Annotated in this window: 24 protein-coding genes; 12 read left to right on the forward strand and 12 right to left on the reverse strand. The window is 69.3% G+C overall.

What is annotated here, in order from left to right; genetic code table 11:
- Window positions 1–8 precede the first annotated feature (8 nt).
- From ROY82_11690 to ROY82_11705, 4 genes are all read left to right on the forward strand, one after another.
- Window positions 9–1,088, forward strand: coding sequence for a cytochrome C oxidase subunit IV family protein (locus tag ROY82_11690; GenBank protein ID MDT3683121.1), 1,080 nt, complete (start codon window positions 9–11; stop codon window positions 1,086–1,088).
- Between the two features lie 170 nt (window positions 1,089–1,258).
- Complete coding sequence (locus ROY82_11695; protein ID MDT3683122.1) at window positions 1,259–2,065, forward strand: cytochrome c oxidase assembly protein; 807 nt, start codon at window positions 1,259–1,261, stop codon at window positions 2,063–2,065.
- Between the two features lie 5 nt (window positions 2,066–2,070).
- Window positions 2,071–2,709, forward strand: coding sequence for an HAD family phosphatase (locus ROY82_11700; protein ID MDT3683123.1), 639 nt, complete (start codon window positions 2,071–2,073; stop codon window positions 2,707–2,709).
- A complete protein-coding gene (locus ROY82_11705) occupies window positions 2,706–3,137 on the forward strand; it encodes a DUF3208 family protein (protein ID MDT3683124.1) in 432 nt (143 codons plus the stop codon). Before ROY82_11700 ends, ROY82_11705 begins: the two co-directional genes overlap by 4 nt.
- A 191-nt stretch (window positions 3,138–3,328) precedes the next feature.
- Here ROY82_11705 and ROY82_11710 read toward each other — a convergent pair whose 3' ends face one another.
- From ROY82_11710 to nucS, 4 genes are all read right to left on the reverse strand, one after another.
- The gene (locus ROY82_11710) at window positions 3,329–4,894 is read right to left on the reverse strand and encodes an acyl-CoA carboxylase subunit beta (protein ID MDT3683125.1); all 1,566 of its coding nucleotides are present in this window, start codon (window positions 4,892–4,894) and stop codon (window positions 3,329–3,331) included.
- Window positions 4,895–4,968: 74 nt separating this feature from the next.
- The gene (locus ROY82_11715) at window positions 4,969–5,319 is read right to left on the reverse strand and encodes a hypothetical protein (protein ID MDT3683126.1); all 351 of its coding nucleotides are present in this window, start codon (window positions 5,317–5,319) and stop codon (window positions 4,969–4,971) included.
- A complete protein-coding gene (locus ROY82_11720; GenBank protein ID MDT3683127.1) occupies window positions 5,316–6,320 on the reverse strand; it encodes a hypothetical protein in 1,005 nt (334 codons plus the stop codon). The genes ROY82_11715 and ROY82_11720 overlap by 4 nt, the downstream gene beginning before the upstream one ends.
- Before the next feature lie 103 nt (window positions 6,321–6,423).
- Window positions 6,424–7,182 (reverse strand): endonuclease NucS, encoded by a 759-nt coding sequence (gene nucS, locus ROY82_11725; protein MDT3683128.1) that lies wholly within the window; start codon window positions 7,180–7,182, stop codon window positions 6,424–6,426.
- 55 nt (window positions 7,183–7,237) lie between these two features.
- Here nucS and ROY82_11730 point away from each other — a divergent pair, with 55 nt between their 5' ends.
- A complete protein-coding gene (locus ROY82_11730; GenBank protein ID MDT3683129.1) occupies window positions 7,238–8,080 on the forward strand; it encodes a deoxyribonuclease IV in 843 nt (280 codons plus the stop codon).
- Window positions 8,081–8,181: 101 nt separating this feature from the next.
- Here ROY82_11730 and ROY82_11735 read toward each other — a convergent pair whose 3' ends face one another.
- From ROY82_11735 to ROY82_11750, 4 genes are all read right to left on the reverse strand, one after another.
- Window positions 8,182–9,396, reverse strand: a complete 1,215-nt coding sequence (locus tag ROY82_11735) for an ABC transporter substrate-binding protein (GenBank protein MDT3683130.1) — start codon at window positions 9,394–9,396, stop codon at window positions 8,182–8,184.
- 159 nt (window positions 9,397–9,555) lie between these two features.
- Window positions 9,556–11,010 (reverse strand): 4-hydroxyphenylacetate 3-monooxygenase, oxygenase component, encoded by a 1,455-nt coding sequence (gene hpaB / locus ROY82_11740; protein MDT3683131.1) that lies wholly within the window; start codon window positions 11,008–11,010, stop codon window positions 9,556–9,558.
- Between the two features lie 22 nt (window positions 11,011–11,032).
- Window positions 11,033–12,436 (reverse strand): dipeptidase, encoded by a 1,404-nt coding sequence (locus tag ROY82_11745; protein MDT3683132.1) that lies wholly within the window; start codon window positions 12,434–12,436, stop codon window positions 11,033–11,035.
- A 73-nt stretch (window positions 12,437–12,509) separates the two neighbouring features.
- Window positions 12,510–13,040 (reverse strand): flavin reductase family protein, encoded by a 531-nt coding sequence (locus ROY82_11750; protein ID MDT3683133.1) that lies wholly within the window; start codon window positions 13,038–13,040, stop codon window positions 12,510–12,512.
- An 89-nt stretch (window positions 13,041–13,129) separates the two neighbouring features.
- Here ROY82_11750 and ROY82_11755 point away from each other — a divergent pair, with 89 nt between their 5' ends.
- The 4 genes from ROY82_11755 (at window position 13,130) to ROY82_11770 (ending at window position 17,755) form a co-directional block, all read left to right on the forward strand.
- Window positions 13,130–14,644 (forward strand): helix-turn-helix domain-containing protein, encoded by a 1,515-nt coding sequence (locus ROY82_11755; GenBank protein MDT3683134.1) that lies wholly within the window; start codon window positions 13,130–13,132, stop codon window positions 14,642–14,644.
- Between the two features lie 47 nt (window positions 14,645–14,691).
- Window positions 14,692–16,335, forward strand: a complete 1,644-nt coding sequence (locus ROY82_11760) for a 3-hydroxyacyl-CoA dehydrogenase NAD-binding domain-containing protein (protein ID MDT3683135.1) — start codon at window positions 14,692–14,694, stop codon at window positions 16,333–16,335.
- A 1-nt stretch (window position 16,336) separates the two neighbouring features.
- Window positions 16,337–16,795 (forward strand): thioesterase family protein, encoded by a 459-nt coding sequence (locus ROY82_11765; protein MDT3683136.1) that lies wholly within the window; start codon window positions 16,337–16,339, stop codon window positions 16,793–16,795.
- A gap of 207 nt (window positions 16,796–17,002) precedes the next feature.
- Entirely contained in the window at window positions 17,003–17,755 is a 753-nt protein-coding gene (locus ROY82_11770) for an MBL fold metallo-hydrolase (protein ID MDT3683137.1), read from the forward strand.
- Window positions 17,756–17,837: 82 nt separating this feature from the next.
- On the opposite strand, the gene ROY82_11775 is transcribed toward ROY82_11770, so the two are convergent.
- Both ROY82_11775 and speA read right to left on the reverse strand, forming a co-directional pair.
- Entirely contained in the window at window positions 17,838–18,329 is a 492-nt protein-coding gene (locus ROY82_11775) for an NUDIX domain-containing protein (GenBank protein MDT3683138.1), read from the reverse strand.
- Window positions 18,326–20,239: a biosynthetic arginine decarboxylase gene (gene speA, locus ROY82_11780; protein ID MDT3683139.1), complete on the reverse strand. Its 1,914-nt coding sequence runs from the start codon at window positions 20,237–20,239 to the stop codon at window positions 18,326–18,328. The genes ROY82_11775 and speA overlap by 4 nt, the downstream gene beginning before the upstream one ends.
- Window positions 20,240–20,549: 310 nt before the next feature.
- On the opposite strand from speA, the gene ROY82_11785 reads away from it, so the two are divergent.
- Window positions 20,550–21,656 carry an agmatine deiminase family protein gene (locus ROY82_11785; protein ID MDT3683140.1) on the forward strand — a complete coding sequence of 369 codons (1,107 nt, stop codon included), beginning with the start codon at window positions 20,550–20,552 and terminating at the stop codon, window positions 21,654–21,656.
- On the forward strand, window positions 21,649–22,533 hold the full coding sequence (gene aguB, locus ROY82_11790) for an N-carbamoylputrescine amidase (GenBank protein ID MDT3683141.1): 885 nt from the start codon (window positions 21,649–21,651) through the stop codon (window positions 22,531–22,533). The genes ROY82_11785 and aguB overlap by 8 nt, the downstream gene beginning before the upstream one ends.
- Here the strand turns inward: aguB and ROY82_11795 are convergent.
- Together ROY82_11795 and ROY82_11800 are read right to left on the reverse strand one after the other, a co-directional pair.
- On the reverse strand, window positions 22,511–24,451 hold the full coding sequence (locus ROY82_11795) for an AMP-binding protein (protein MDT3683142.1): 1,941 nt from the start codon (window positions 24,449–24,451) through the stop codon (window positions 22,511–22,513). The two genes, aguB and ROY82_11795, sit on opposite strands and share 23 nt — an antisense overlap.
- A 38-nt stretch (window positions 24,452–24,489) precedes the next feature.
- Window positions 24,490–24,849 carry a hypothetical protein gene (locus tag ROY82_11800; GenBank protein MDT3683143.1) on the reverse strand — a complete coding sequence of 120 codons (360 nt, stop codon included), beginning with the start codon at window positions 24,847–24,849 and terminating at the stop codon, window positions 24,490–24,492.
- 109 nt (window positions 24,850–24,958) lie between these two features.
- Between ROY82_11800 and ROY82_11805 the strand changes: the two genes are divergently transcribed.
- The gene (locus ROY82_11805; GenBank protein MDT3683144.1) at window positions 24,959–26,026 is read left to right on the forward strand and encodes a glucose-1-phosphate thymidylyltransferase; all 1,068 of its coding nucleotides are present in this window, start codon (window positions 24,959–24,961) and stop codon (window positions 26,024–26,026) included.
- Window positions 26,027–26,029 lie beyond the last annotated feature (3 nt).

The following is a 26,029-nucleotide window of genomic DNA, read 5'->3' on the forward strand; positions in this document are numbered from 1 at the left end:
TCCGACTAATGGCTGAAACGAAACACTCCTCCGTCACCACCTACCTGATCGTCGCCATCATCCTGGGCGTCATCACCTACATCGAGTTCGCGCTCGTCGAGTACCCGCAGGCCTGGCTGGGCCCCAGCTGGACCCTGGTCTGGCTGATCACCCTGTCCGTGGTCAAGTTCGTGATGGTCGTCATGTTCTTCATGCACCTCAAGGCCGACGATCGCACCTACACGGGCTTCTTCTCGAGCGGCATGTTCATCGCCATGGCCACGTTCGTCGGATTGACGGCGATGTTCGTCCTGCCGCGCGCGGTCTCGGCCACCCGACCGCAGAACGTCGTGGCTGGGAAGGCCGCGCACAACGAGATCCCGGAGGCGATGCTCGAGAACGTGCGGACGGGCGGCGCCTCGCGTGGGCCGGCCCAGATCGCCGACAACCCTCGCGTGAAGGACCGCACCGTCCCGATCGCCGCGCCGCTGGCAAGTAACGACGCCTCGACCTACACGGTGAACGTCGCGACGCCGCCGGCAGCGGAGGAGGCGGGCGCGACCCCGAGTACCGCCGAAGCGCCGTCGGGCGCGGGGGAGGCCGCGTCCGCGACCACGCCGACGACGGAGGCACCGTCGGGTGAAGCACCGTCCGGCGAGGCAGCGTCCGGCGCACCGGCCGGAGCCGCACCCGCGGCCACGACCGTCAGCTGGGACCAGGAACACGGTAAGGCGGTCTTCAACGCGAACTGCATGGCCTGCCACCAGGCGTCGGGCGAGGGCATCCCGGGAGCGTTCCCGCCCCTGGCCGGTCACTCAGACGACATCTACGCCCTGGACGGCGGCCGCCAGTACCTCCTCGACACGGTACTGTTCGGCCTGCAGGGCCCCATCACAGTGAACGGCGCCCCCTACAACGGCGTCATGCCCGCGTGGGGCCACCTTGCCGACGGCGACATCGCAGACGCCCTCAACCATGCCCTCACGGCCTGGTCCGACCCGCCCGCCGACTTCCAGCCCTACGTGGCCGCCGACGTCGAGGCCCGCCGCCCGGACAACCGCACCCCGGACGAGAATCACGCTGCTCGCGAGGCCCTCGGCCTGGATTGACGGGCTCCGCGGCCCCCTCGGGGACCGTGCAGCACGCAGTTGTGAGGCACCACCAGGAAGCATCTCGAGCACGGCGCGCCGCGCCGTGCTCGTTTTGGGTTTAGCATGGCTGCAGACCTTGCCGGATTCGCAAGCAGGCGCGCCGGCTGCGAGGGAAGGACAACCGCGAGATGCTCTATCTGAACTGGCAGTTGGAACCCGTGCTCCTAGGGATGATCGCCGCCTCCGCGACGGCCTACTACTTGGCGGTCGGCCCGCTCAGAAGGCGCATCGCGCCGGGAGAGCCTTACCCGACCAAGCACGCCATCGTGTTCGGAATCGGGTTGCTCGCGCTGTTCCTCAACGAGGGATCGCCCCTTCACGACCTGGCCGAGCGCTACCTCCTGTCGGCGCACATGGCGCAACACCTCATCCTCACCTACGCCATCGCGCCCATCCTGCTGGCCGGCACGCCCGCATGGTTGCTCAGGGCCACGTTGGCCAACCGCCGCATGCTGCCCATCATGCGCGTGGTGCTGAACCCGCTAATGACGTTCGTGGTGTTCTCACTGGCGCTTGCCGTGTACCACCTGCCCGCGTTCTACGACCTATCCATCTCCAACACCTCGCTGCACCACTCGGTCCACATCATCCTGCTGTTCGCATCGCTCATGGTGTGGTGGCCCATCATGAGCCCGATCGAGGAGCTCCCGCGCCCTGCGTTCATCGTGCGGGCGGCCTACCTGTTCCTGTTGCCGGTGGCGCAGCTGCCGATCTTCGCCGGCATCACGTTCTCACCCGACGCTCTTTACTCCGCTTACGCCCACCTGCCCGTGCGCGCCTTCGGCATCTCGGTGCTCGACGACCAGCAGTTGGCGGGCGCCCTGATGAAGGTATCGGGCATAGTGGCCTTCGGCATCCCGTTCGTCGTCACGTTCTTGCAGTGGTTCATCAGCGAGGACAAGGAGCACCGCTGGCGCGCGGGCACGCGTCCCTGATGGGCGTGAGCGGCCTACTGCCAGAACCGCTCAGGGCCATCGCCTTCGACTGGGGCGGCGTGTTCACGGAAGGCACGTTCGACTCGAGCGCTCATGTCCGCCTCGCCGAACTACACGGCCTGCCCGCCGACGCCGTCAGGCCCCATTACTTGCGCCTGATGGAGGATTTCGAGGTCGGGGCGCACGACATGCGGGAGTTCCACCAGCGCTTCCAGAGCGCTGTGGGCGCCACCTCCACCCTGGAGCGGTTCCGGAGGGCGTTCCTCGGCGCCATTCGTGAGCGTCCCGTCATGTACGAGCTGCTCGCGTCGCTGCCCGCCGGGCTGACGCTCGCCATGCTCTCCAACAACGTGCCGGAACTGTCCGACCAAGTACGCAACGACCCACGCATGTCCAAGCTGAGCACCTTCGTGTTCTCGAACGAGATAGGCGTCTGCAAGCCGCGGCGCGAGGCCTTCGACGCCCTCTCCGCCGCCCTGGATTTGCCGCCTAAGTCGATCGTGTTCGTAGACGACAACGAGGGCAACATTGCCGCCTGCGAGCTGCTGGGCTTCAGGGGCCTGCTGCTGGACGACCTGGCGGGCTTCGCCGCGCGCTGGCGAGCTTTGCTGCCGAACCTTCCCCTGCCCGCGGGTTTCAGTTGAGCCGCCCGGACGAAGCCGACGACGGCAAGGCCGGAGACGACGCCCGGGCGTACTCGGAGCACGTGGGCGATGACCGTGCCTTGTGGGAGGGTGACGTCAAGACGCCAAGGGCCTTCAAGCTCATCCAGGGCTACTTGTGGCACCCTCGTGACCAGGCGCCCGACCTGGCCGGCCTGAGGGAGCAGCTCGGGCCCGACGTACACGTCCTGCTGGACGCCATGCCGGCGGCGCCGTTCACCTTCTTCGACGACGGCACGCTGAGCGCCACGCAAGTCGTCTACCAACTCACGGTGGTGGCCATAGTCCAGCCTGGCCACGATCCGGCCGACCTGCTGAGGGAGATGGCCGCGCGGCTCGACGAGCGCCTGAACGCCACGCCCGAGGGCGTCGGCTGGCAGCTGATGAGCGACCTGCGGGAGGTGGACTGAGGGCTTAGCCTGGGGCGACCAGGGGCCTTCGCGCCGGCCGTTCATTCGCGCCGACTGTTCTATGCGCCGCCACAGCCTTCTCGCCGGCCGTTCCTACGCGCCGCCACGACCTTCGGGCCGCCCTTGCCCTCGCTCCATCCCTAGCTCCGGACCGCCCGTGCCTTCGCCGCGCCGTTTCCGTCGAACCGGCGCTACAGGGGCACGTTCCCGTGCTTCTTGAACGGCAGCGCCACTTCCTTACCGTCGAGCATGCGTAGGCTGGCGATGAGCCTGCGCCGCGTGTCCTTGGGATCGATGACGTCGTCTATGTAGCCGCGCTCGGCGGCAACGTAAGGGTTGTCGAAGCGCCGCTTGTACTCGGCTATGCGCGCGGCGCGCGTCCCGGCCGGGTCCTTCGAGCTCTGGATGTCGCGCCGGTAGATGATGTTGGCCGCCCCCTCGGCCCCCATGACGGCCACCGCCGCCGTCGGCCACGCCAGCACGACGTCGGCGCCCATGTCGCGCGAGTTCATGGCGAGGTAGGCGCCGCCATAGCTCTTGCGCACGATGAGGGTGACCTTCGGGACGGTGGCCTCGGCGTAGGCGTAAAGCATCTTGGCGCCGTGGCGGATGATGCCGGCATGCTCCTGGGCCACGCCCGGCATGAAGCCGCTCACGTCGACGAACGTCACTATCGGAACGTTGAAGGCGTCACAGGTGCGGATGAAGCGCGCGGCCTTGTCCGAGGCGTCGATGTTGAGGGTACCGGCGAGGTGCCGCGGGTTGTTCGCGACCACGCCGACGGGTTGTGAGCCTAAGTGCGCGAAGCCGACGATGATGTTCTTGGCGAAGTCGGGCTGGACCTCGAGGAAGCGCCTGTCGTCTACCAGGCCCTTGACCACGTCGTGCATGGGATACGGGCGGCGCTGGTCGGGGTTCACGACCGCCAACAGCTCCGGCGTCTCGCGCGTGATCGGGTCTTGCGTCGGGCGCAGCGGCGGCTTCTCGCGCGCGGACTGGGGGAGGTACGCGAGTAGCTCGCGGATGGTGGCCAGTACCTCGGCGTCGTCCGCGCCCTCCAGGTGCGCGACGCCGGAGACCTTGGCGTGGACGTCGGCGCCACCCAGCTGCTCGAACGTGACCTCTTCGTTGGTCACCGACTTGATGACCTCGGGGCCGGTGATGAACATGTACGAGGTGCCGCGCGCCATGAGCACGAAGTCGGTGAGCGCGGGGCTGTAGACGGCGCCGCCCGCACAGGGGCCGAGGATGGCCGAGATCTGCGGCACCACGCCCGAGTAGCGCGCGTTGCGGAAGAAGACGTCGCCGTAACCTGAGAGCGAGTCGACGCCCTCTTGTATCCGCGCCCCGGCCGAATCGTTCAGGCCCACGATGGGCGCGCCCGTGCGCACCGCCAGGTCCATGACGTTGGCGATCTTCTGGCCGTGCATCTTGCCCAGGCTGCCGCCCAACACGCTGAAGTCTTGCGAGAAGACGAAGACGGTGCGGCCGTTCACCCTGCCGTACCCGGTGACGACGCCCTCGCCGGGAGCGTGCACGCCCTCCATGAGGTCGCCCCCGCGGTGCGCCACGAACACGCCGAGTTCGACGAAGCTGCCTTCGTCGAGGAGGAGGTCGATGCGCTCGCGCGCCGTCAGCTTGCCCGCCTCGCGCTGCTTGTTCAGGCGCGCCTCGCCACCGCCGGCCTCGATCTTCTTGCGCCGCTCCTCCATCTCGGCGGTCAGTTCGTTCATCCAGGTGATGGTGTCGTCAGCCACGCGCGCTTTCCTCCAACGGCTTAGTGGCCGTCACGATACCGCGGCCGGCGCGCTGCTGGCGGCCAGGCCGCCGTTCAGTGGCCCGCTTCGGCCGGGCCGGTCACGACGCGCAGTTCATCCGGCCCGATGAAGCCCAGCGCTCGAGCCAGTTGCTCTCGGTAACGCTCGTCACCCGAGTGTGCCACCACGTCCAACAACTGCTGCTCCTCGGCCTGCAGGCGGGCCACGTCGGCCTCCAACCTGGGCACCTCGCGGTTGAGGACCAGCATCCGGTCACTTTCCACCAGGTTGAGGTAGATGAGCTGGAGGACTCCGAGCGTCGCCAGCACCACCAGGACTACGTTGAGGCGCTGCCTACGCGGTGGCGTGCGCGGGCCGCCGCCCTGCCCCGCGGCTTCGCCGCGGTCCCCCCGCTCGTCGGTCACACGCGCACCTGCTGCATGGCCAGGGCCTCGCGCAAGAAGCGCACCGCGTCCTCCGGTAGGGTGGGGTTCACGAAGAACCCGGTGCCCCAGTCGAAACCCGCCTGGTTGGTGAGGCGCGGCAAGAGCTCCAGGTGCCAGTGGTAGTCGGGCCGACCCTCCTCCACCAGCGTGTGCAGCATGAGGTTGTAGGGGGGCTGGTCGAGCGCATCGTTAAGCGCCCGCACGACCGACTGCATGAGTTCCGCCAGAGCGGGCAGCGAGTTGGCTGCGACCGAGCTGAACGAGCTGCCGTGCTGGCGGGGCAGTATCCAGGTCTCGAAGGGCGTCTTGGAGGCGAAGGGGGCAAGCGCGACGTAGGCGCCATTCTGCGTCACCACGCGCTCGCGCGAAGCCAACTCCTGCTCGAGAACCTGGCAGAAGAGGCAGTGTTGGTGTTCCCGGTAGTGCGCGGAGGCGACGGACACCTCCTCCTCCACCCAGCGGTTGGTGACGGGCACGGCCAGCAACTGGGCGTGCGGGTGGTCGTACATGGCCCCTGCAGCCCGGCCGACGTTGCGGGTGAGTTGTACGTGGGCGACGCCCGGGCGCGAACCGGCCAGCGCCATCCGCTCGCGGTAGAACCGCAGGACCTCGGTCAGGTGCTCCGCAGGCATGGTCTCGAGCCGCTGCCGGGCGTCGGGGTGCTCGACGATGATCTCGTGATGGCCGTAGGCGACGGCCTGCTTGAAGAGTTCGTTGCCGGCGTCGACGTAGGCCGGCTTGGCGCTCACCAGGTTCGCCGGGTGCGTGATCGCCCTGATGCGCCAGCCCGGATCACCCGCCCTAGAGCCGGCCGGCCTGACGGCCGCTATCTCCGCGCCCGCCCGCGCCTCGTTGCCGGGCGACAACAACGACTGTTGCGGCGCCGGTGCGACGCTCCCGAAATCGGAGGGTTCGAGTCCGCGCTCCGGAGAGAGCAGCACCCAGGCGCGCCCAAATGGGTCCTTGCGAAACAGCGGCATGCGGGCTCCAGTGTAAGTCTCGCGGCCTCCTCGGACCGTTACTAACTTCATGCGTCTGGGCGCAGACCGTAGGCCGCCTACCCCGCTGACCCGGGTCGGGGCGTCAGCGGAACAGGCCCGGCTGCTCAGTCACCTCGGCCGGCGCACCCCGCAACGCCGTTACCTCCCGGAACTCGAGGCCCAGGACACCCAGCCGGTTGAGGGCCGGCGCCGTGACGGCGGGCGCTGCCAGCACCCCTCTCACCTCGCCGGGGTAACGGGCCCTCACGCTCCTGACGTAGCGGTCGAGCTGGTGGACGGCCTCGTGATTGGCCTTGCCGCGCTTGAGCTCCACGACCACCAGCCGGCCCTGGCTGTCTCGCGCGAAGAGGTCGATGCCCCCGACGTCGGTGGGCAGCTCGAGGTCGATGACGACGAGCCCGGGTTCGATGATCTCGGGGTCCTCCGCCAGCGCTCTTTGCATCTCGGCCTCGCTCCCGATTAGCACGAAGTTGCCGGTCTCCTCGAGCCGCAGGGCCAGGCCCAGGGCGGGCGCCTGGAAAGCGACGCGCACGAACTCGGCGGGGTTGAAGCGCTCCGCCACCAGCACGGCGCAACCGTCCTCCAGCGCCACGCGCACGTCGTCCGTCTGCGGCTGCCAGTTGACGGGCTTCACCCCCCTGGGTCCTTGCACCTGCACGCTGCCGTCGGCCTTGACGAGCACCAGGTAATCACCGGCCTCGGCGACGCTGGCGGCGCGGCCGCTATACAAGACCTCGCACGCGCCCACGACCTGCACGAGCTCGTCCCCGGCGCGGAGGTGCTCGTCCAAGAAAGCCACCAGTTCTTCGGGGCTGGGGTCGGTCACGACGTCGCGGATCACGGACGCGAGTGTATCAGCGCCCGGCCCGCAACGCGCCCTGGGTAGACTCGGACCCATGGCACTGATAGGCGCTCACGTTTCCACGGCCGGCGGCACCCACAAGGCGTTCGAGCGGGGCGAGAAGATCGGTTGCACCACGGTCCAGATCTTCGTGAAGAGTCCGAACCAATGGCGGGCCAAACCCCTGGACCCTGCCGACGTCGAGAAGTTCCACGAGGCGCACTCGGAGCACGACTGGCCCGTCGTGGCGCACGCTGCCTACCTCATCAACCTGGCGTCGCCGGACCCGGAGACGGCCGAGAAGTCGCGGAACGGCCTGATCGACGAGCTCGGCCGCTGCGACCTCCTGGGCGTACTCGGCCTGGTGTTCCATCCGGGCGCGCACGTGGGCGCGGGCGTGGACGCCGGCATCGAGCAGATAGCGCGCAACGTCGACCAGCTGCTGGCCGCGGTGCCCGACGTGAACACCAAGCTCCTGCTAGAGAACACCGCGGGCCAAGGAACCACGCTCGGGGCGCGCTTCGAGGAGCTGAAGCGGATCATCGACCTCCTCGACCAGCCCGGGCGGGTGGGCGTCTGCCTCGACACCTGCCACGCCTTCGCGGCCGGCTACGACGTCTCCATGGAAGACGGCTACGAGGCCACCATCGCCGAGTTGGACCGGCTGGTGGGACTGGACCGCCTCGCCTGCTTGCACCTCAACGACTCCAAGCACCCCCTCGGGTCCCGCAAGGACCGGCACGAGAACCTGGGAGAGGGTCAGATCGGCAGCTGGTGTTTCGAGCGGCTGGTGAACGACCCGCGCCTAGCGAACGTGCCGAAGGTGCTGGAGACGCCACTCGGCGACGACGAGCAGGGGCACGCGAGGGACATGGAGAAGCTCCGCTCGTACCTCTAGGGCCTTGCTCGTACTAATTGGGGCGGCCTGGCACGTGCCAACTGGGGCAACCCAGCTTGCACCTCCAGGGCGGCAACCCCCTCCAGGGGCGGCCTAGCGCGTCACTTCGCCAGCCGCCACTCGCCGTTCTCGATCTCGGCAATCACGTACGCGCGGTCGTCCAGCCCCATGTGATCGGTGCCGGCGTAGTCGAACACGCCGCTCACGCCCACGAAGGGCCCCATGGCCTCGAGGGCGTCTCGCAACGCGGCGCGGTTGGCGGCGCGGTCGGCCGGCACCAGCGTGCCATGTTCGTCCGCGTAGCGAGCGGCGTTCACCAGGGCCATCACCGCGTCGTAGGCGTAGCCGCCGAAGCTCGTGGCCACCTCGCCCGGGTAGGCGGACTCGTAGTCTCTGGCGTACGCGAGGTCGACCTCGCGCGTTGGCGCGTTGGCAGCCAGATCGCCGGCCACGAGGAACGGGCCCACCGCGAGGCGCACGCCGTCGGCGGCGGCACCGGCAAGCTCGATGAAACGGTCGTTACCCACGCCGTGGCTCACGTAGATGGCGCCGCCGAAGCCCAGCTCGCGCAGCTCGCGCACCATCTTGGCGGAATCGTCCACGATGCCCCACACGAGCGCCGCTTGTGGCCGCGAGAGGGTAGCGGCGAGGACGGGCGCCGAGTAGGAGCCGGCGTTCGCGTCGTACCTCACGACCTTCGCGAGCTCGATGCCGGTTCCGGGGAGCGCGAGTTGCAACTCGACCAACCCGCTCTCGCCGTACGCGTCCGATAGTCCCAGGAACGCGAGGTCGCTAACGCCGTGGGCGCGCATGTCCGCCACCACGCCGCTCAGGATCAGGCGGTCACTGGGTACCGTCGCGAAGACCCAACGGCGCGCCTCGGCCGGCCCGGTGATGGGCGCCGCAGCGGCAAGGCTGATGAGCGGCACGCGGGCCGACTGGACGGGCTCGAGCACGGCCAGAGCCCCCTCGGAGCGGGTGCAACATATGATGGCGTCGACCTCGTCCGCGGCCAACAACTTGTTCACGAGCTCGATGGTGTTGCTCAACTGAGACTGGTCGTCGTAAACGGTGATCTCCAGGTGGAGGCCCGGTTGGCCGGCGAACTGGCCCTCTAGCATCGTAAGCGTCTTCGCCTCGCTGGCGCCCAGCGCCGCCGAGGCGCCCGTGCTGGAAACGACCGCCCCGATGCGCAGTACCTGGGACTGTGCCTGCGCCACGTTGAACAGGCCGCCCGCGGCCAAGAACACGGCGCAGCCGGCGAGGGCCAAGCAGGCGGTAGCGGAACTTCTTACGCGTCTGACGAGATGGTGCATGCTGCCCTCCTGGGTGTTAGTTCATCGCAGGGCCACACGGGCGCCTGCCAGAGCCACGACTTCCGGATTGCTTAGATATAGATACTTGCACGTACCGCGCTATGGAGGCGTGGCTTGGGTACGTCGAAGCGTCGCCCGGGCTCCGAGGCGCGCGTCCAGTCACCGCTCATGACGGTCACTCCGCCCCAGGAACCCCTCGACCAGATCGACCGGGCCGGTCATGTCGTACGAGTGGTAGAGCGCCGCCTGGTTCCTCACCGGGTCGCCGAAGAAGTATTTCTCGTAGAGGTTCTGCCGCCCGCCGAAGGCGGAGATGGTCATGTCCCAGGCGAGCCTGAAGAGGCGCAGACGTTCGTCGGCGGCCAGGTTGCTCGCCTGGAGGTACTTGTCGATGGCGTCCGCCATGGGCCCACGCCGCTCGCCCTCGCTGGGCAACATGATGAGGCCGCTCGCGCCGAGCAGCTGCAGTATCTCGACCATGCGCGGGTAGGCCTGCGGGAAGTAGGCCCTGGCCGTTCCAAGGGCGGCCTTGTCGGGGGTCATGGTGCCGTTATCGTCGAGCGCGGCGTGCTCCTCGGCGTGCGTCAAGAGCGCCTTGAGCGTCTCGAGCACCACGATCAGCTCGGCCATCTTCTGCTGCACGTGCTGGAACTGCGCACTGCCGATGGCGCGGACGATCAGCTCCGCCACGCCCAGGAACGCCTCGGTCTTGACGATCTTCGCGTTCAGGACCTGATGGCCCATGTGGTATGCGGCGTTGGTGGCCCCGTAGAAGCCGGCGGCCAGCTCGGCGTCGCCCAGTAAGAACACCCTCTCCCATGGCACCAGCACGTCGTCGAAGGTCACCAGGGCGTCCATCTCGTCGAAGCGCGAACTGAGCGGGTGATCGAGCCGGCTGCGCCTCAGGCCCAGCGGCTCACGGCCGATGAACGTGAGGCCCGGCGTGGAGCAGGGGATGGCGAAGGCGAGGGCGTAACGCCCGGGCGCCGCCGCGGCCTGGCCGCCGGGTGCCGGAAGTATCAGAAGCTCGTCGGCGAGGGGCAAGGTGGCCAGCATGCGAGCGCCGCGCACGACGACACCGGCGCTCGTCTCACGAACCACGCCGAGCGCGATGTAGGGGTCGGGCAGCCGGTCGGTGGGCACGGCGCGGTTGACCTGTGGGTCGGTCAGGGCGTGCGTGAGGCACAGGTCGTCGTCGCGGACGTGCTCGAAGTAGCGCACGAGGTTCTCGGCGTAACGTTCGTCTCCCCGGGCGAAGTAGCTCGACGCGCGGGCGCAGGCCATGAGAGCGACGTTCAGGTAGTCGGGGCTGCGCCCGATGAAGCCGAGCGAGTGCCGCGCCCAGGCCCGGTGCATGACCGAGCGGCGGCGCAGGTCGTCGACCGTGCGGGGCTCGAGGAAGCTCATGCCTACGCGGCCGCCGCCTGGAGCCTCGAACGTCAGGTCTTGCCGGTCAGGCCGGAGTTGCAGGTCGTAGAGGTCCGCGATGGCCCTTGCCGCGGCGCCGGTGGCGGGGTGGGCCGCGGGGTCGAGGACGCGCTCGCCGTCCACGTAGAGGTTGGGAGGGGACCGCCTAAGCCCCTCCAGGAACTGTTCTCCGCCTCGCGCCGGCATGGACGCTTCCGCCGCCGGGCCCTCAGGCCTGCGGTGCGAGCGCCTCCGGATGCTCCGCCAGGGCGTAGAGGAGGCGCACCGTGGCGTCGGTGCCCTGCTCGAGGGCCGACACGCGGAAGAACTCGTTGGGGGCGTGGAGGGCGTTGTCCGGTTCGCCGAAGGCGAAGTAGAGGCACCACATCCCGAGGACGCTGCCGAACTGTTCCGCAACGGGCACGGTGCCGCCCGTGAACATCGGGAACGGGCGCTGGCCGTAGGCGCCCTCCATGGCGTCTTTGGCGATCGCCAGGACGGGGTGGTCCAAGGGCATGAGGTAGGCGCGCCCCTTGCCGGCGAGCGGCCTTACCGTAACCTTCACGCCGGGTGGCGTGTGCTTTCGGACGTGCTCGGCGAGGGCCGCGATGACCCGGTCGGGGTCTTGGCCCACCACCAGCCGACACGTGAGCTTGGCGTGCGCCTCGCTGGGAAGCACCGTCTTGATGCCGCCGCCCTGGTAGCCGCCCCACATGCCGTTTATCTCGAGAGTAGGCCGGATCACCCTGCGCTCGGCGGCCGTGTAGGCCGGGTCGCCCCACCACTCCGTCAGGCCCAGCGCGTCGGGGCCGGCGGCCTCCTCCGGCACGGCCGCCACGGCCTCGCGCAGTGCTTGGCTCGGCGGCTCCACCCCCTCGAAGAAACCGTCCACCAGCACGCGGCCGTCTTCGTCTTGCATGGAACTCAAGATGCGCGAGAGTGCCATGAGCGGGTTGGCGACGGCGCCGCCGAAGGAGCCCGAGTGCAGGTCGGCGTTGGCGCCGGTCACCGTCAGCTCCACGCCGGCGAGCCCGCGCGAGCCGACGGTGACGGACGGTACGCCCACGCCGAAGATGCCGCCGTCGGCGCTGATGGCGAGGTCGGCCTTCAGCAGGTCACGGTGAGCGCTCAGGAACGCCGCAAGGTTCGGGCTGCCGACCTCCTCCTCGCCCTCGACCAAGAAGGTGACGTTGACGGGCGGCTTGCCCCCCGCCCTGGCGCTGGCCTCCACGGCGTGCAGCGCGATCATGACGCCCGCCTTGTCGTCGCTCGCGCCGCGACCGTAGAGGCGCCCATCCCTGAGCTCGGGTTCGAACGGGCGTGAGTTCCACAGCTCGAGCGGCTCGGGCGGCTGCACGTCGTAGTGGCCGTACACGATGACCGTGGGCGCGTTGGGGTCGTGGTGCCACAGTCCGAGCACCACGGGGTGGCCGGCCGTCGGCATGATCCGCACGTCGGGCACGCCGGAGCGCCGCATGCGAGCGGCGAGCCACTCGGCCGCGGCGTCGATGTCGGCCCGGTGGCCGGGGTCCGTGCTCACGCTCGGGATCCTCACGAACTCCTTGAGGTCATCGAGGCGCTCGCTGGCCGCGGAGCTTGCGGTCTGCAGGGCTTGTTCCAGCTTCTCGTTCACGGGTGTTACCGCCTTCCAAGGTGGCACGAGTGCGGTGCAACGCTACCAGGCAGCGTCTGGGCGCTTCTCGGTCTCAGCGCGGCTGCGCCGGTTGGGGCAGACGGTGGTAGGCGCTCCGGAAGTAGAGGAGCGGCTCACCCTCGAAGCTCCTGAGCGCCAACACCCGGCCCACGAAGATGGTGTGGTCGCCAGCGGGGTGGAAGCTATGCGAGGCGAGGACGAGCTGCGCGATGGCCCCACGGACCACGGGGAAACCGTCCAGTTCCTCGAAGGGCATGACCGGGTGCGCCACGGGCCGGCCGGCGAACTGATCGGATAGGTGGGCCTGCCCCTCGGCGAGGACGCTCACGCCGAACCGCTCGGCCTCGAGGAGAGTGTCGTGCGCCCGGGCGAGGCGGTCGATCGAGACCGCCACGAGCGGCGGGTCGAGCGATACCGACATGAAGGCGTTGACGGTGATGCCGAACACGGCGCGGTCAAAGGGTGGAGTGTTCTCGCCCGCTGGCGCGCCAGCCGACGAGGGAACGGCCATGGTGACGACGGTGATTCCGGTGGCGAAGCGTCCGAGCACCTCGCGGAAGTGGCGATGGTCTGTTGGGTTCACTGGGGTAAGCCTAACCAGACATCGGCCTTGGCCTTATTGTTCTGGGCCACAAGGCCCGTGCCATAGTTGTAAATCGGTACAATATTCGGATGACGGCTGGAGGATCGCCGCTGGAGGCCTCCCTGGCGGCACTGCTCGCCAACGAGGCGCTCGGCCTGAAGCTCGTCGCCGGCCCGGGTGACAAGCGCTTCACCGGCGTGACGTGGGCCGACCGGGAGGCGGACCGGGGTTGGCTGGCGCCGAACGACCTGCGCATAGCGGTGGCCGCCGGAAGGGCCAACAGGCCCTTGCCCGACCCGCTGCTGCGAAACGAGCCCGCGGTAATCGTGTACGCCCTGACCCCCAGCGACCGCCGGCTCCCCGAGCAACTGGTGGCGCGAGCCTCCGACGCCGGCGTGGCGCTCGTGAGCGCCCCACCCTCCGTCGCGCCCGAGCGCGTGGAGGAGGCGGCCCTCAGGGAACTGGTCCGCGCGTCGGCCCCCACCGGACCGCTCTTTGCCGCACCACAGGCCTACCTGCTGGCCGGCATGGCGGACCCCAAGCCCGAGCGCGGCCTCCTAGAGCGCACGAACCGCCTGACCGGCGTAGACCTCGTCCTGCTCAGCCCCTGGGGTGAGGTGGCGGCGCGAGCGGGTGCCGGCGGCTGGCGTCCACGGCAGGAGGCGGCGGGAGCCTCGCCCGTGACGCAGTGGCCGGAGGGCAAGGTGCGCCTGGGCGGCCGAGCTGCCCACCTCTACCGCGTGGAGTCCGCGGGTCGACTGCGCGGCGTGCTGCTCGCCTTCGAGGCCTCGAGCGCCTCGACGCCCTGGCTACGGTTGACCCGAAGTCTCCTGATCGCGGCGGCCGAGGTCAGGGCCGCCGACGTCAGAGCCGAGGTCGCTGCTGGGAGTGCCCTACTGGCCGCATGGCTGGCGGCGCCCGCGTCGGCCGACCGGTTCGCGCCGGACCTGGCACGTGCCGGGTTCGAAGGCGGCATCACCTACCGCGCCGCCGTCGCCGAGGTGACCGAGGCGCAGGCAGGAACGGTCCAGGAGGCGGGCGTGGAGTACTTCCAGCAGCGCGGGCTGCCGGCGCTGACGGTGGTGCAGGGGCCGCTCGTGACCTGGGTCTTCGTCGTGCCCTCGCGAGACTCCCCGGGCGGCGGCGCTCACGCCAACGCACTCCAGCAGGCGCTCAGCTCGGCCCTGAACACCCCGCACGCCGGAGCGCGGTTGGGCGTCAGCCAACCGCACGGCTCCCTGGACGACGTCGCCACCGCCAGGAGGCAGGCCGTGCTCGCACTGGGCGGCAAGGTCGCCGGGAGCGGCGTGGTCTCCTTCGACGATCTCGACCCCGTCGCGTGGCTGCTGGAGCAGCCCCAGGCCGACCTCGAATTGCTGCGGCGGCGCACGCTCGGCCGCCTGCTCGATGCGGACCGTGGCGGCAAGCTGGCCGCGACGCTCACTGCCTACCTCGAAGCCCCGAGCGACCTGGCGCGCCTGGCCGACCGGCTTGGGATCCACGTGAACACCCTGCGCTACCGGCTCAAGCGGATCGAGGAACTGGTTGGCGCGCCCCTCTCATCGCCCGAGACCCTCGCCCGCCTGTGGCTCGCCACCAGGTAGGGGGCTCCTGTGGCTCGCGACCAGGTAGGGGGCTATAGTCGCGTCACATGAACGAGCGTTGGAGCGCGGGCGGGGCCGTCGTCCTGGGCGCCGGCACCATGGGCAGGGGCATAACACAGCTACTCCTCCAGGCGGGCGCACCGGTGTTGCTGGTCGATCCCCAGCCGGGCGCCGCGGCCGGCGCCAAGGCCGCGCTGGGCGACACCTTCTCTATGCTGCGCTCGAAGGGTCGCCTGGCCGCCGCACCCGACTCCCTGCTCGAGTGGCTGGCCGTGGCCGAGGCCCTGCCGCGTGGCAACCGGGCCGAGTGGGTCTTCGAGGCCGCGCCCGAGGACCTGGGGCTCAAGCGCGCGCTCTTCGCCGACGTCGAGGCGCGCGCGCCCTTAGCCAAGCTGGCCACCAACACGTCCACCCTCTCGGTTACGGCCATCGCCGCCGCCTGCCGCGAGCCCGAGCGAGTGGTCGGCGTACACTTCTTCAACCCCGCGCCGCTCATGCCGCTCGTAGAGGTCGTCGCCGGCGTTCACACCCCGCCGACGCTCGTGGAGCAGGCCGTGGCCATGGCGCACACGCTCGGCCGCACCCCGGTGGTGGCGCAGGACCGACCGGGCTTCATCGTCAACCGCCTCGCGCGCCCCTACTACCTGGAGGCCATCCGCCTGCTCGCCGGAGGGACCCCGGTGGCTAGCGTCGACGCCGCGATGCGTGCCACCGGCTTCCGCATGGGCCCGTTCGAGCTCCTCGACCTCATCGGCATAGACGTCAACCTGGCGGCGAGCGAGAGCGTTTACGAGGCGTCCTTCCATGAGCCGCGCTACCGGCCACACCCGCTGCAACGCTCGCTCGTAGCGGCAGAACGCCTCGGACGCAAGACGGGCTGGGGGTTCTACCGCTACGAGGGGGGCGTGCCGGTCGAGCCGGCCCGGGTGGAGCCGCAGAAGCCGCGAGTTACGCAGGCCGACGCGGAAACGCGGCAGCCTCGGGTTACGCAGGCCGACGCGGAAACGCGGCAGCCTCGGGTTGCACACGCCGGCTCGGAATCGCAGCCGAATCCGCTCAAGGCCGCGCCGACCGCTCACGTGCTGGGCGAGGGCCCGGTGGCGCGGTGGCTGCGCGCCAGGTTCGGAGCCGCGCCGAGCCCGGCCGAGGCCGACTTGATCGTCGACGCCCGCGTCGGCGCCACGGACGATGGCCAGACGGCCGGGGTGCCGCGCCTCGCCCTGTGCTGGGGCCGGAGCGCCCCGGCCGGCGGCGTGGGCTTCAGCGTCCTGCCGCCGCCAGCGCGCCTGAAGCACCCGCCCACCGTCACGCTCGAGCTGCTCGCGCCGCCGAACGCCGACGCAAGCAAAGACATGCGGCTCGTGACCTCCTTGCTCCACGGCGCGGGCTTCAGCACCCTCGAGGTGCCCGACCAGCCGGGGGGCGTGGCGTTCAGGCTGTTCGCCGGCCTCGTCAACGAGGCGTTCTCCGCCCTGGCCGAGGGGCTCGCCGGCGCCTCCACGCTCGACCTCGCCATGCGGCTGGGCGTCAACTACCCGGAGGGCCCGCTGGCGTGGGCCGACGAGCTCGGACTGGCGGACGTGCTCGCCGGGCTCGAGGGCCTGAGGCACGAGCTCGGGGCCGAGAGGTACGCGCCCCACCCCCTCCTCAGGCAGTTCGTGAAGTACGGCACGAGCGCGGGCGGGGCCTGACGTGCGCGAGATCCCTGCCGGCTTCGAGGTCCATCACGAACTGCTCGTCACCCCCGCCATGACGGTCGACTTCGAGGACCAGCACGACGCGCGCCTCGGCAAGCTCCACCCCGTTTACGCCACCTACTGGCTGGCAAAGCACATGGAGCTCGTGAGCCGCAAGCTCATCCTCCCCTTCCTCGAGGAGGGAGAGGAAGGCATCGGCCACTCCGTCAGCGTCAAGCACTTGGCGTCCGCCCTGCCAGGCATGCGCCTGCGCCTCACGGCCAGGTTGGAGGCCCAGGAGGGCACCCGAGTGCGCGCCGCCTGCTCCGCCGTCTCCGAGCTCGGTGACCTCGTCGGCGAGGGTACGACCGTCCAGGTGATCCTCCCGCACGCCAAGCTGCTGCAGGCGTTCGAGCGTCTCAGGGAGCGCTGGGCCGACTCGGCGGACGGGCACGGGAACCACTCCGCTGGCTGACCCGGGGGACGACCCCGGGAACCGCTCCGCGGGCCGGATCCAGGAACTGCCGCGGAAACCGCTTCCCTCGAAGTCTTCGCCAGGGCGTCCGTGAGGATGCCCGATGGCGTGGCGGAGCCGCGTCTGCGCCCCTCTGTGGCACCCGCTCTGTGGCACCCGCGCGGCCGGGCGGCACGGACCACCGTAAAGTAGCTCGCAGGAGGTACCGTGGGCAGAGTCCATCTACTTGGCACGGGGGCCGCCCTGTCAGGCAAGGACCGGACGACGACCATGCTCGCCATAGAGGGCGAGGAGACGCTGCTGTTGGTTGACTGTGGGGCCGACGCGGTGCAACGCCTATTGGTCCAGGAACTCGATCCGGCCGACGTGACGGGGCTGATAGTTACGCACGAGCACGCCGACCACGTGGGCGGCTTCGCCCTGCTCATGGAGCGCCTGTGGTTGGCTGGGCACACGGATGAGTTCCATGTCTTCGGCATCCGGCCGGCCATCGACCAGGCTCGGCGCGTGCACGACGCCTTCGACACGTCAGGCTGGCCGAACTACCCGCGCGTCGTTTACCACGAGGTGGAGCGCGAGGCAGGGGCGCCGGTCGTCACCACTCCCGACTTCGAGATCACGGCCGTGCCTGGTGATCATGCCGTCCCCGCCATCGGACTCCGGGTCAGGGACCGGCGCGGCGACGGCGTCATGACGTACTCGAGTGACACCGAACGTTCCGCCACGGTCGCGCGGGCCGCGAGCGGCGCGCAACTGCTCGTACACGAGGCCTCCGGCTCGTTCCCCGGCCACTCGACGGCAAGCGACGCGGCGGAGGTGGCGGCGCAGGCCGGCGTCGACCGCTTGGTCCTGGTGCACCTGCCGCCGTACCCCGGCGAGGGCGCCGACGAGCTGGCCGCGGCGCGCGAACTCTTCGAGGCTACGGAGTTCGGCTTCGATGGGGCCCACTACGAGTTCTAAGCGCCTCACGCGCGCTCGGGCTACCTCTACCTCTATCCAAAACGCCGCGCGGTGAGACGGGTCCTGAGCGCCTCACGCGCGCTCAGTAGCCCGCACCGGGCAGCAGTTCCTCGCCAGAACCGGACCTGTCCCGCTGCTCCTGCAACGCCTGCAGCGCCGCGAGGCTCAAGCGCGCCAAGCGGCTGACCTTGGGCTCCGCCTCGAGCGCCGCGAGTCCCCAGTAGTCGAAGCCCGAGCCCTCGGTAAGCGTGAGGCGCTCGAGCGGCTCGGAGATGGCAGCGAGGTAGATGTGGTAGAGGCCGCGCCAGCCGTCGAAAACGAGCAACGGCCGGTAGTGGCGCACGCGGAAGCGGATCTCCTCCTCCACCTCGCGCAACATGCCCTCTTCGGGCGTCTCGCCCTCGTCGAGCCCTCCACCGAACAGCGACCACTGCCCGGGCGACTCGATGCCCGGCTTGTCGTCTCGCAACTGCATGAGCACGCGCCCGTCGGGGTGCAAGAGGACGGCGCCCGCCAGGGCGCGGCGGCCGTCGGGCAGCCTGAAGTCGGGTTCGAACACGGGCTGCGTGCTCATAACGCCTCGAGGTAGGTGTAACCGACGAGTTCGCGGTCGTACATCTCCAGGAACTCGCGGACCTCCTCGGTAGTCAGCGCCCCCGCCTGTACGAGCTCGTCGGCCTGCTGTTGCAACGCCGCGTGCAGGTCGCGCGTCTCGTAGCCCATGTTGTAGATCACGCGGCGCGCCTTCTGGCCCTCGATGTAGAGCTCCACCTTCGCGCCGTCCGAACCCAGGCGCAAGTGCGCCTCGTTCACGCGTCCGAAGAGGTTGTGGGCGTTGGCCAGCACGTCTTGGTAGGCGCCCGTGAGGAACACGCCCAGGTAGTACGGCTTGCCGGGCTCCAGGTCGTGAACGGGCAGGGTGGTGCGCACGTCACGAAGGTCGATGAAACGGTCGATCTTGCCGTCGGAATCGCAGGTTATGTCGACCAGCGTGGCGTTACGCGTGGGCCTCTCGTCCAGCCGCTGCAACGGCACGATGGGGAACAGCGTCTTGATGGCCCAGTTGTCGGGCAGGCTCTGGAAGAGCGAGAAGTTGACCACGTACTTGTCGGCCAACATCTGCGGCAGGAGCTCGAACTCCTCCGGCACGTAGTCGAGGCCGGCGACCACCTTGGCCACGCGCTCCAGGATGCGGTTGTAGTGCTGCTCGAAGTGAGCGCGCTCCAGGAGGCTCAAGTAGCCGAGGTCGAAGAGGCTGTGCATCGTCTCCTTGTTGGAAACGGCCTCGTTGAACACCTCGCGGTAGGTCTTGACCGTTACCGGGCTGTCGAGCACCTGCATGTCGCGCACCAGCGCGTGCACCTCCCCCGTGAGGGGTGGCAGGTCGACGGGCTGCCGCGTGGGGCCGATGGCGTCGACCACCGGCACCACCACCACGGAGTGGTGCGCGGTGATGGCGCGCCCCGACTCGGTGACGATGATGGGGTGCGCCACCTCCCACTCCTCGCAAGCCTCCATGACGGTGTAGACCACGGTGTCCGCGTACTCGCGCAGGCCGTAGTTGGCCGAGGTGTAGTAGGTGGTTTTCGAGCCGTCGTAGTCGACCGCCAGGCCACCGCCCACGTCGAGGTACTTGACGCCCACGCCCATCTCGGCAAGCTCGACGTACGCCTGCGCCGCCTCGCGCACGGCCGACCTGATGCGCCTGATGTCGGTCAACTGGCTGCCCACGTGGCAGTGCAGCAGCACGAGCGCGTGGCCCAGGCCCTCGGCCTGCACCCGCCGCGCCACGTGGATCAGCTCGGACGCCGTCAGGCCGAACTTCGCGTCATCGCCTCCCGAGGCCTCCCACTGGCCACTGCCACGTGCGTGAAGCTTGAAGCGCACGCCCAGTAGCGGCTCTACCCCGACCTCCTTGCTGATCCGCAGCACGCGCTCCAACTCGCCGGCCTTCTCCAGCGTGATGATCGTCTTGCGGCCCAGCTTGCGCCCCCACAAGGCGAGCCTGATGAAGTCGTCGTCCTTGAAGCCGTTACAGCAGATGAGGGCCTCGTCGTGCGTGTCGTGCGCCAGGCACAGCGCCAGCTCGGCCTTGCTTCCGGCCTCCAGGCCCGTGCGGTACTTGGCGCCATAGGTCGCGATCGTCTCGAGCACCACGCGGCGCTGGTTCACCTTGATCGGGTACACACCCTGGTAGCGGTTCTTGTAGCCGGCCTCCGCGATCGAGCCTTCGAATGCCGCGTTTATGCGGTCCAGACGGTCCTCGAGGATGTCCGGGAAGCGCAGGATCATGGGCAGGGCATGGCCCTTCGCGGTGAGGTCGCCGACGATGCTCGTGAGCGCCACCGCGGGCGAGCCCTTGAGGGAGACGGTGAGTTCGCCCGCCTCGGACACGCCGAAGTAGCCGTTCGACCACGCGCGGATGCTGTACAACTCATCGGCGTCGGAAACGCTGAAACCTGGGTCGAGGGTAGCTCTGGTCACTGCGGGTCCTCCACGGTGCACTGGGGGCGTCGAGCCGCTTCCTTGCGCCGCAAGCAGCGCGCGCGGCGGCGCTCGGCCGGGCCGTGTTCTCGGCCCGTCCAACAGGGCAGGTTAGCACCCCTTCGCGGTGCCAGCCGGTCATCTCGCTGCCCAGAGCGGTTTCGTGGTTCGAGTTCGCCGTCACCCACTTCGAGTTCACGGTCTCCTGGCCCCGCTTCACGCACTTCCGGTCCGCGTTACGGCGACGGGCGCGCCCCATGAGGGCACGGGCACCCCCACCCGCGAGCACACGGCCTACACTGTCCTCAGCATGATTACGTCACCCGCGCCAACCCCCGCCTCGCTCGGCTACCGCATGCCCCCCGAGTGGGCGCCGCACGCCGCCACCTGGACGTCGTGGCCGTTCGACGACAAGCTCTGGCTGGGCTACCTCGAGGCCGTCCGCCGCGACTTCGCGGACCTGGTTGCTACCATCTCCCGCTTCGAACGCGTGAACGTGAACGTCATAGACGAGGAAACCGAGCAGGACGCGCGCGCCCGCCTGGGTGCAGCGGCGGCCCGCCTGCACGGCGCGGAGGCCGACCGCGCCCTCGCCAACGTGAGCTACAACCGCATGAACCTTAACGACGTGTGGTTCCGCGACAACGGTCCGCTGTTCGTGCAGCGCCCGGCCGAATCCGGCAAGCCGGGGCGCGTGGCGCTCACCGACTGGGGCTTCAACGCCTGGGGCGGGAAGTACTGGCCGTGGTCCGACGACGACCGGGCCCCGGCGACGCTCGCGGCCAGGCTGGGCATGCGGCGCTTCGTGGCGCCCGCCATCATGGAGGGCGGGTCACTCGAGCTGAACGGGCGCGGCGTCTGCCTCACCACGCGCTCCTGCCTGCTGGAGCCCAACCGGAACCCCGGACTAAACGAGGCCGCGCTCGAGCTGCTGCTCCGCGACTACCTCGGCATAAAGGAGCTCGTGTGGCTGGAGGGGGGCCTCGAGGGCGACCACACCGATGGCCACATCGACACCATCGTGCGCTTCACCGACGACGACACCATCGTCTGCTCGGTCGAGCCGCGCGTGGCCGACAAGAATCACGCGGGCATGGCGCGCAACCTGAAGCAGCTGCAGGGGCTGCGCACGCCGCAGGGCAGGCCTTACCGCGTGGTGGAGCTCCCCTTACCGCAGCGCCGCATGGAGCTCGAGGGCGAGCGCCTGCCGCTCACCTACGCCAACTTCTACGTGGGTAACGGTTTCGTGGTCGTGCCCCAGTACGAAGACGCCAACGACCAGGAAGCCTTGGGCATCCTCCGTTCACTCTTCGAAGGTCGCGAGGTCATCGGGCTCAGCGCCGTCGGCCTCATCACCGGCGGCGGCGCCTTCCACTGCGTCACGCAGCAGCAGCCCCTGGGGCCGGCCCGTGGCTGACACCCGGGCCCCGGACGGAACCACCGTGCGCCTCGCCGTCATCCAGATGAGCTGCTCGCACGTGCTGGAGGAGAACCTCGCGAAGGCCGAGCGCCTGGTGCGCGAGGCGGCGGCGCAGGGCGCCAACATAATCTTGCTGCAGGAGCTGTTCGAGAACCTCTACTTCCCGCAGCTCGAGCGCGAGGAACTCTTCGCGCTGGCCCACGCCGTGGAGGGCCACCCGTTCCTCGAGCGCTTCTCCAAGCTGGCCGCGGAGCTGGGAGTCGTGCTCCCCATCTCCTTCTTCGAGCACGCGGGTCAGGCGTACTTCAACAGCCTCGCCATGATCGACGCCGACGGTCGCGTGTTGGGCCACTACCGCAAGAGCCACATCCCCGACGGCCCCGCTTACGAGGAGAAGTACTACTTCAACCCGGGCGACAGCGGTTTCAAGACCTGGACCACGCGCTTCGGCAAGGTGGGCGTGGGCATCTGTTGGGACCAGTGGTTCCCGGAGGCGGCGCGCATCATGGCGCTCAAGGGCGCCGACCTGCTGCTCTACCCGACCGCCATCGGCACCGAGCCGGAGGAGGCGGGCGGACTGGACACCCGTGACCTGTGGCGCCGCGCCATGCTCGGGCACGCGGTCTCGAACGTGGCCTACGTGGCGGCGGCTAACCGCATCGGCACCGAGGGCGCCACGACCTTCTACGGCTCCTCGTTCATCGCCGACTACGCCGGCGAGCTGCTGGCGGACGGCGACCGCACCTCGGAGGCCGTCCTCACGGCCGACCTCGACTTCGGGGCGGCCCGCACGCACCGCGCCGGCTGGGGCTTCTTCCGCGACAGGCGGCCGGACCTCTACGGGGCGCTGCTCACGCTCGACGGGCAGGACTGAACCCGGTCTCCTCGACCTCGAGGTCGATGAACATCGTGCCCTCGGGCGCCTGGTCCTCCGCGTACAGGGCGCGCACCACGCCTGAGTTGTCCGCCACGACCTTGTCGCGGCGGATGCTCAACTTGGGCGTCACGGAGCCGTCGGCCATGCTCAGCACCTTGAGGAGCGCGGCCGCGCGCTTGACGGTCGACCAGCTGGGCATGCCGTCGTTGGCCTGCCTGACCGCCTCCCGCAGCTCGGACGCCAGGCCGGCCCTCGCGAAAACGGAGGCGTCGGCCGCGCCGTAGCGCTCCGCGAGCGTCTCGTGGTCGAGGAACAGGAGCGCCGTGCAGTACTTCTCCCCCAAGCCCACCACTATCGCGGTGGCGATGAGCGGGTTGGCCTCGAGGCGCTCCACGATCGGGTCGGGCATGACGTACTTGCCGGTGGAGAGCTTGAACAGGCTCTTGAGACGCCCCGTGACCGAGAGGTAACCGTCGTCGTCGAGTTTGCCCAGGTCGCCCGTGTGGAACCAGCCGTCGTCGTCGATGGCCGCGGCGGTGTCGTCGGGGCGCGCGAAGTAGCCGAGCATGACGTGCGGACCGCGGGTGAGGATCTCGTCTTGATCGCTGATGCCGATCTCGACGCCCGGGATGGCCTCGCCCACGGTGCCCGCACGGTTGCGCCCCGGCCGGTTGTAGCTGATGACGGGGCTCGTCTCGGTCAGCCCGTAGCCCTGCAGCACTAGGATGTGCGCGGCGCCCAAACGGTTGACGAGCTCGCCGCGAAGCGCCGCCCCGCCCACGATGATGGTGCGCAACCGTCCACCCAGCGCGTCCCGCCACTTGGAGTAGACGAGCCTGTCGAGGACGTTTCGTTCGAAGGCCGCCACGCCCGTGGGCTCGTGCTCTACGTCGAAACCGTCGGCGAACGCCAGGGCGCGCGCGTAGAGGACCTTCTTGACGCCCGTGAGCGTGTTGCCCACCGCCTCCATCCGTTCCCACGACTTCTCCAGCACACGCGGCACCGCCGCCATGAACGTCGGCCGCACCTCCAACAGGTCCTCGCGCACGGAGTCGGTAGTGCCGAAGTAGATGGTCGAGCCGTAGTAGATGCTGGCGTAGAGGAGGGTACGCGCGAAGATGTGGGTGAGGGGCAGGAACGAGAGGACCGTCTCCTCGTCGCCCTCGAGGTACGTGGGCAGGTCAGAGAGCGCGCCGATGGCGTTGCTCGACAGGTTCTCGTGGCTGAGCATGACGCCCTTGGGCGCGGCCGTGGTGCCCGAGGTGTAGATGATGGTGGCGACGTCCTTGGCGTGCAGCTCCGAGGCGTAGCCCGAGATGAGGTCGGGGGCCTTGGCCAGCTCCGCCTCGCCCTTGGCCATCAGCGTGGCGTAATCGGTGACGAGCGGCGAGCCCTCGCGCCCGGCACCGGCCGTCGCCTCGGGCGTGCCCTGGGCGAGCGCTATGAGCTTGACGCCCTCGAGGCCCTCGCTCACCTCGAGCATCTCGGCGGCCAAGGCCTCGTCGGACACGAGGATGGCCCGGCACTCGCTCTCCTCGAGGATGAAGCGCATGGCGTCGTGGGTGTGCGTGAGGTAGATGGGCACGTCCACCAGGCCGGCGATCAGGCAAGCCATGTCGGCCAGCACGAAGCTGGTGTCGGAGTGTACGAACAGCCCGACGCGGTCGCCGTGCTCCAGGCCGGAGGCGCGCAGGCCGGCGGCCAGCGCCCGGGCGCGCCGCTGAGCTTCGCGGGTGGAGAGTGCCACCCATGGCAGCCCCGGGCCTCCTGGCACTCCCGGGGTGGTGGAGTGCCGGTCGTTGAAGGCGCGCTCGTTCGGCCGCAGCTGCTCCGCCTCGTCGAACAGCGATGGCAGCGTGCGCCCGAGTTCGAGCCTCCCAGGACCCGGCGGGGGTTTGGCAGTCTTGATGACCATGTCGGACCCTCCTACTGAGTGAGCGGCCCGCGCGCCCGCTACGCTCTCGGCGGCACGCCACCCTGTGCGCTTGCCGCCCGCGAGGCCTTCTCTGCGAAGTCGCGGGCGAACAGCTTGATCTCGCTGGCCAGGCCCGCATCGTTGGTCGCTCGCCTATAAGTATCCGCCATGGAGAGGAAAGTTTGGAAGAAGAAATCGTTCATGTCGTCCACCGACATGTCCTTCACCCATAGATCGATCCGCAGGGCGTGGCGTTGCGCCCCCTCCCACAGCGCGAGGATCATGGCGCCCGCGTCGTTGACCCCGGGTTCCGGGGAGTCGTCGGCCTCCCAGCGGATGGCCTCGACGCCGGCATCGTCCATGTCGACGGTAAGGCGGATTTCGGAAGACTTCACCATGAGAGCATGGTACCTGCAACCCGGCGCTACGCACGGTATCTTCGGGGCAGCGCCGGCGCGGGCCCTCACGAGGGCGCCATTGACGCCGCCCCGACTGGGAAGGAACCGCATGAAGGGACTAATCCTGGCTGCCGGGCTGGGCACGCGCCTAAGGCCTATCACGAGCCTCAAGCCCAAGCCGACCATCGCCGTCGCCAACAAGCCACTGATCCACCACGCCGTCGACAACCTGGTAGCCGCCGGCGTGACGGAAATAGGCGTGGTCGTCAGTTACCTGACCGTCAACTCCATCAAGGAGACGCTCGCCGGGTACGCGGGCGCGAGCTTCGAGTACATCATGCAGAACCCCCCGCAGGGGCTGGCGCACGCCGTCAAGGTCTCCCGCGATTTCCTGGGCGACGAGCCGTTCGTCATGTACCTCTCCGACAACCTGTTCGAGCACGGCATCACCGAGTTCGTGGAGCGCTTCCGGGCCGGCGGGGCCAACGCCGTCATGGCACTCGTTCCCGTCAGCTACGAGGCGGCCAAGTCGCTCGGCGTGGCCGTGGTGGAGGGCGATCACATCACGAGCCTGGTCGAGAAGCCCGCCGACCCACCCAGCACGCTGGCGATCGCCGGCGTGTACGTCTTCGATTCGGTCATCCACGCGGGCATCGAGGGGTTGGCGCCGGGGGCGAAGGGCGAATACCAGATCACCGACGCCATACAACGCTCCATCGAGGCCGGCCACGAGGTAGTGCCGGTCACGGTGCGGGGCTGGTGGAAGGACACGGGGCAGCCCGACGACATCCTCGACGCCAACCGCCTGCTCCTCACTCACTTGAAGAGCGACGTGCAGGGCGAGGTGGTGAACTCCACCCTGGTGGGCGAGGTCGTGGTCGGCGCGGGCGCCGTGGTGAAGGACACCACCGTCTTCGGACCCGTCATCATCGGCGCAGATACGCGCATCGAGCGCGCCTACGTCGGGCCGTTCACGGCCATAGGCGACGCCTGCGAGGTGCGCAACGCCGAGCTCGAGTACTCGGTGGTGGGCGACCGCAGCGTGATAGATGGGGTGAAGCTGAGGATCCAGGCCAGCCTGATCGGCGAGGACGTCACCATCACGAGCGACGACTCGCGGCCCGCCACGCACCGCATGATCGTGGGTGACGAGAGCCGGATAACGCTGCACGAGTAGGGT

It is taken from the genome of Truepera sp., from assembly GCA_032027045.1.
GTDB lineage: Bacteria > Deinococcota > Deinococci > Deinococcales > Trueperaceae > JAAYYF01.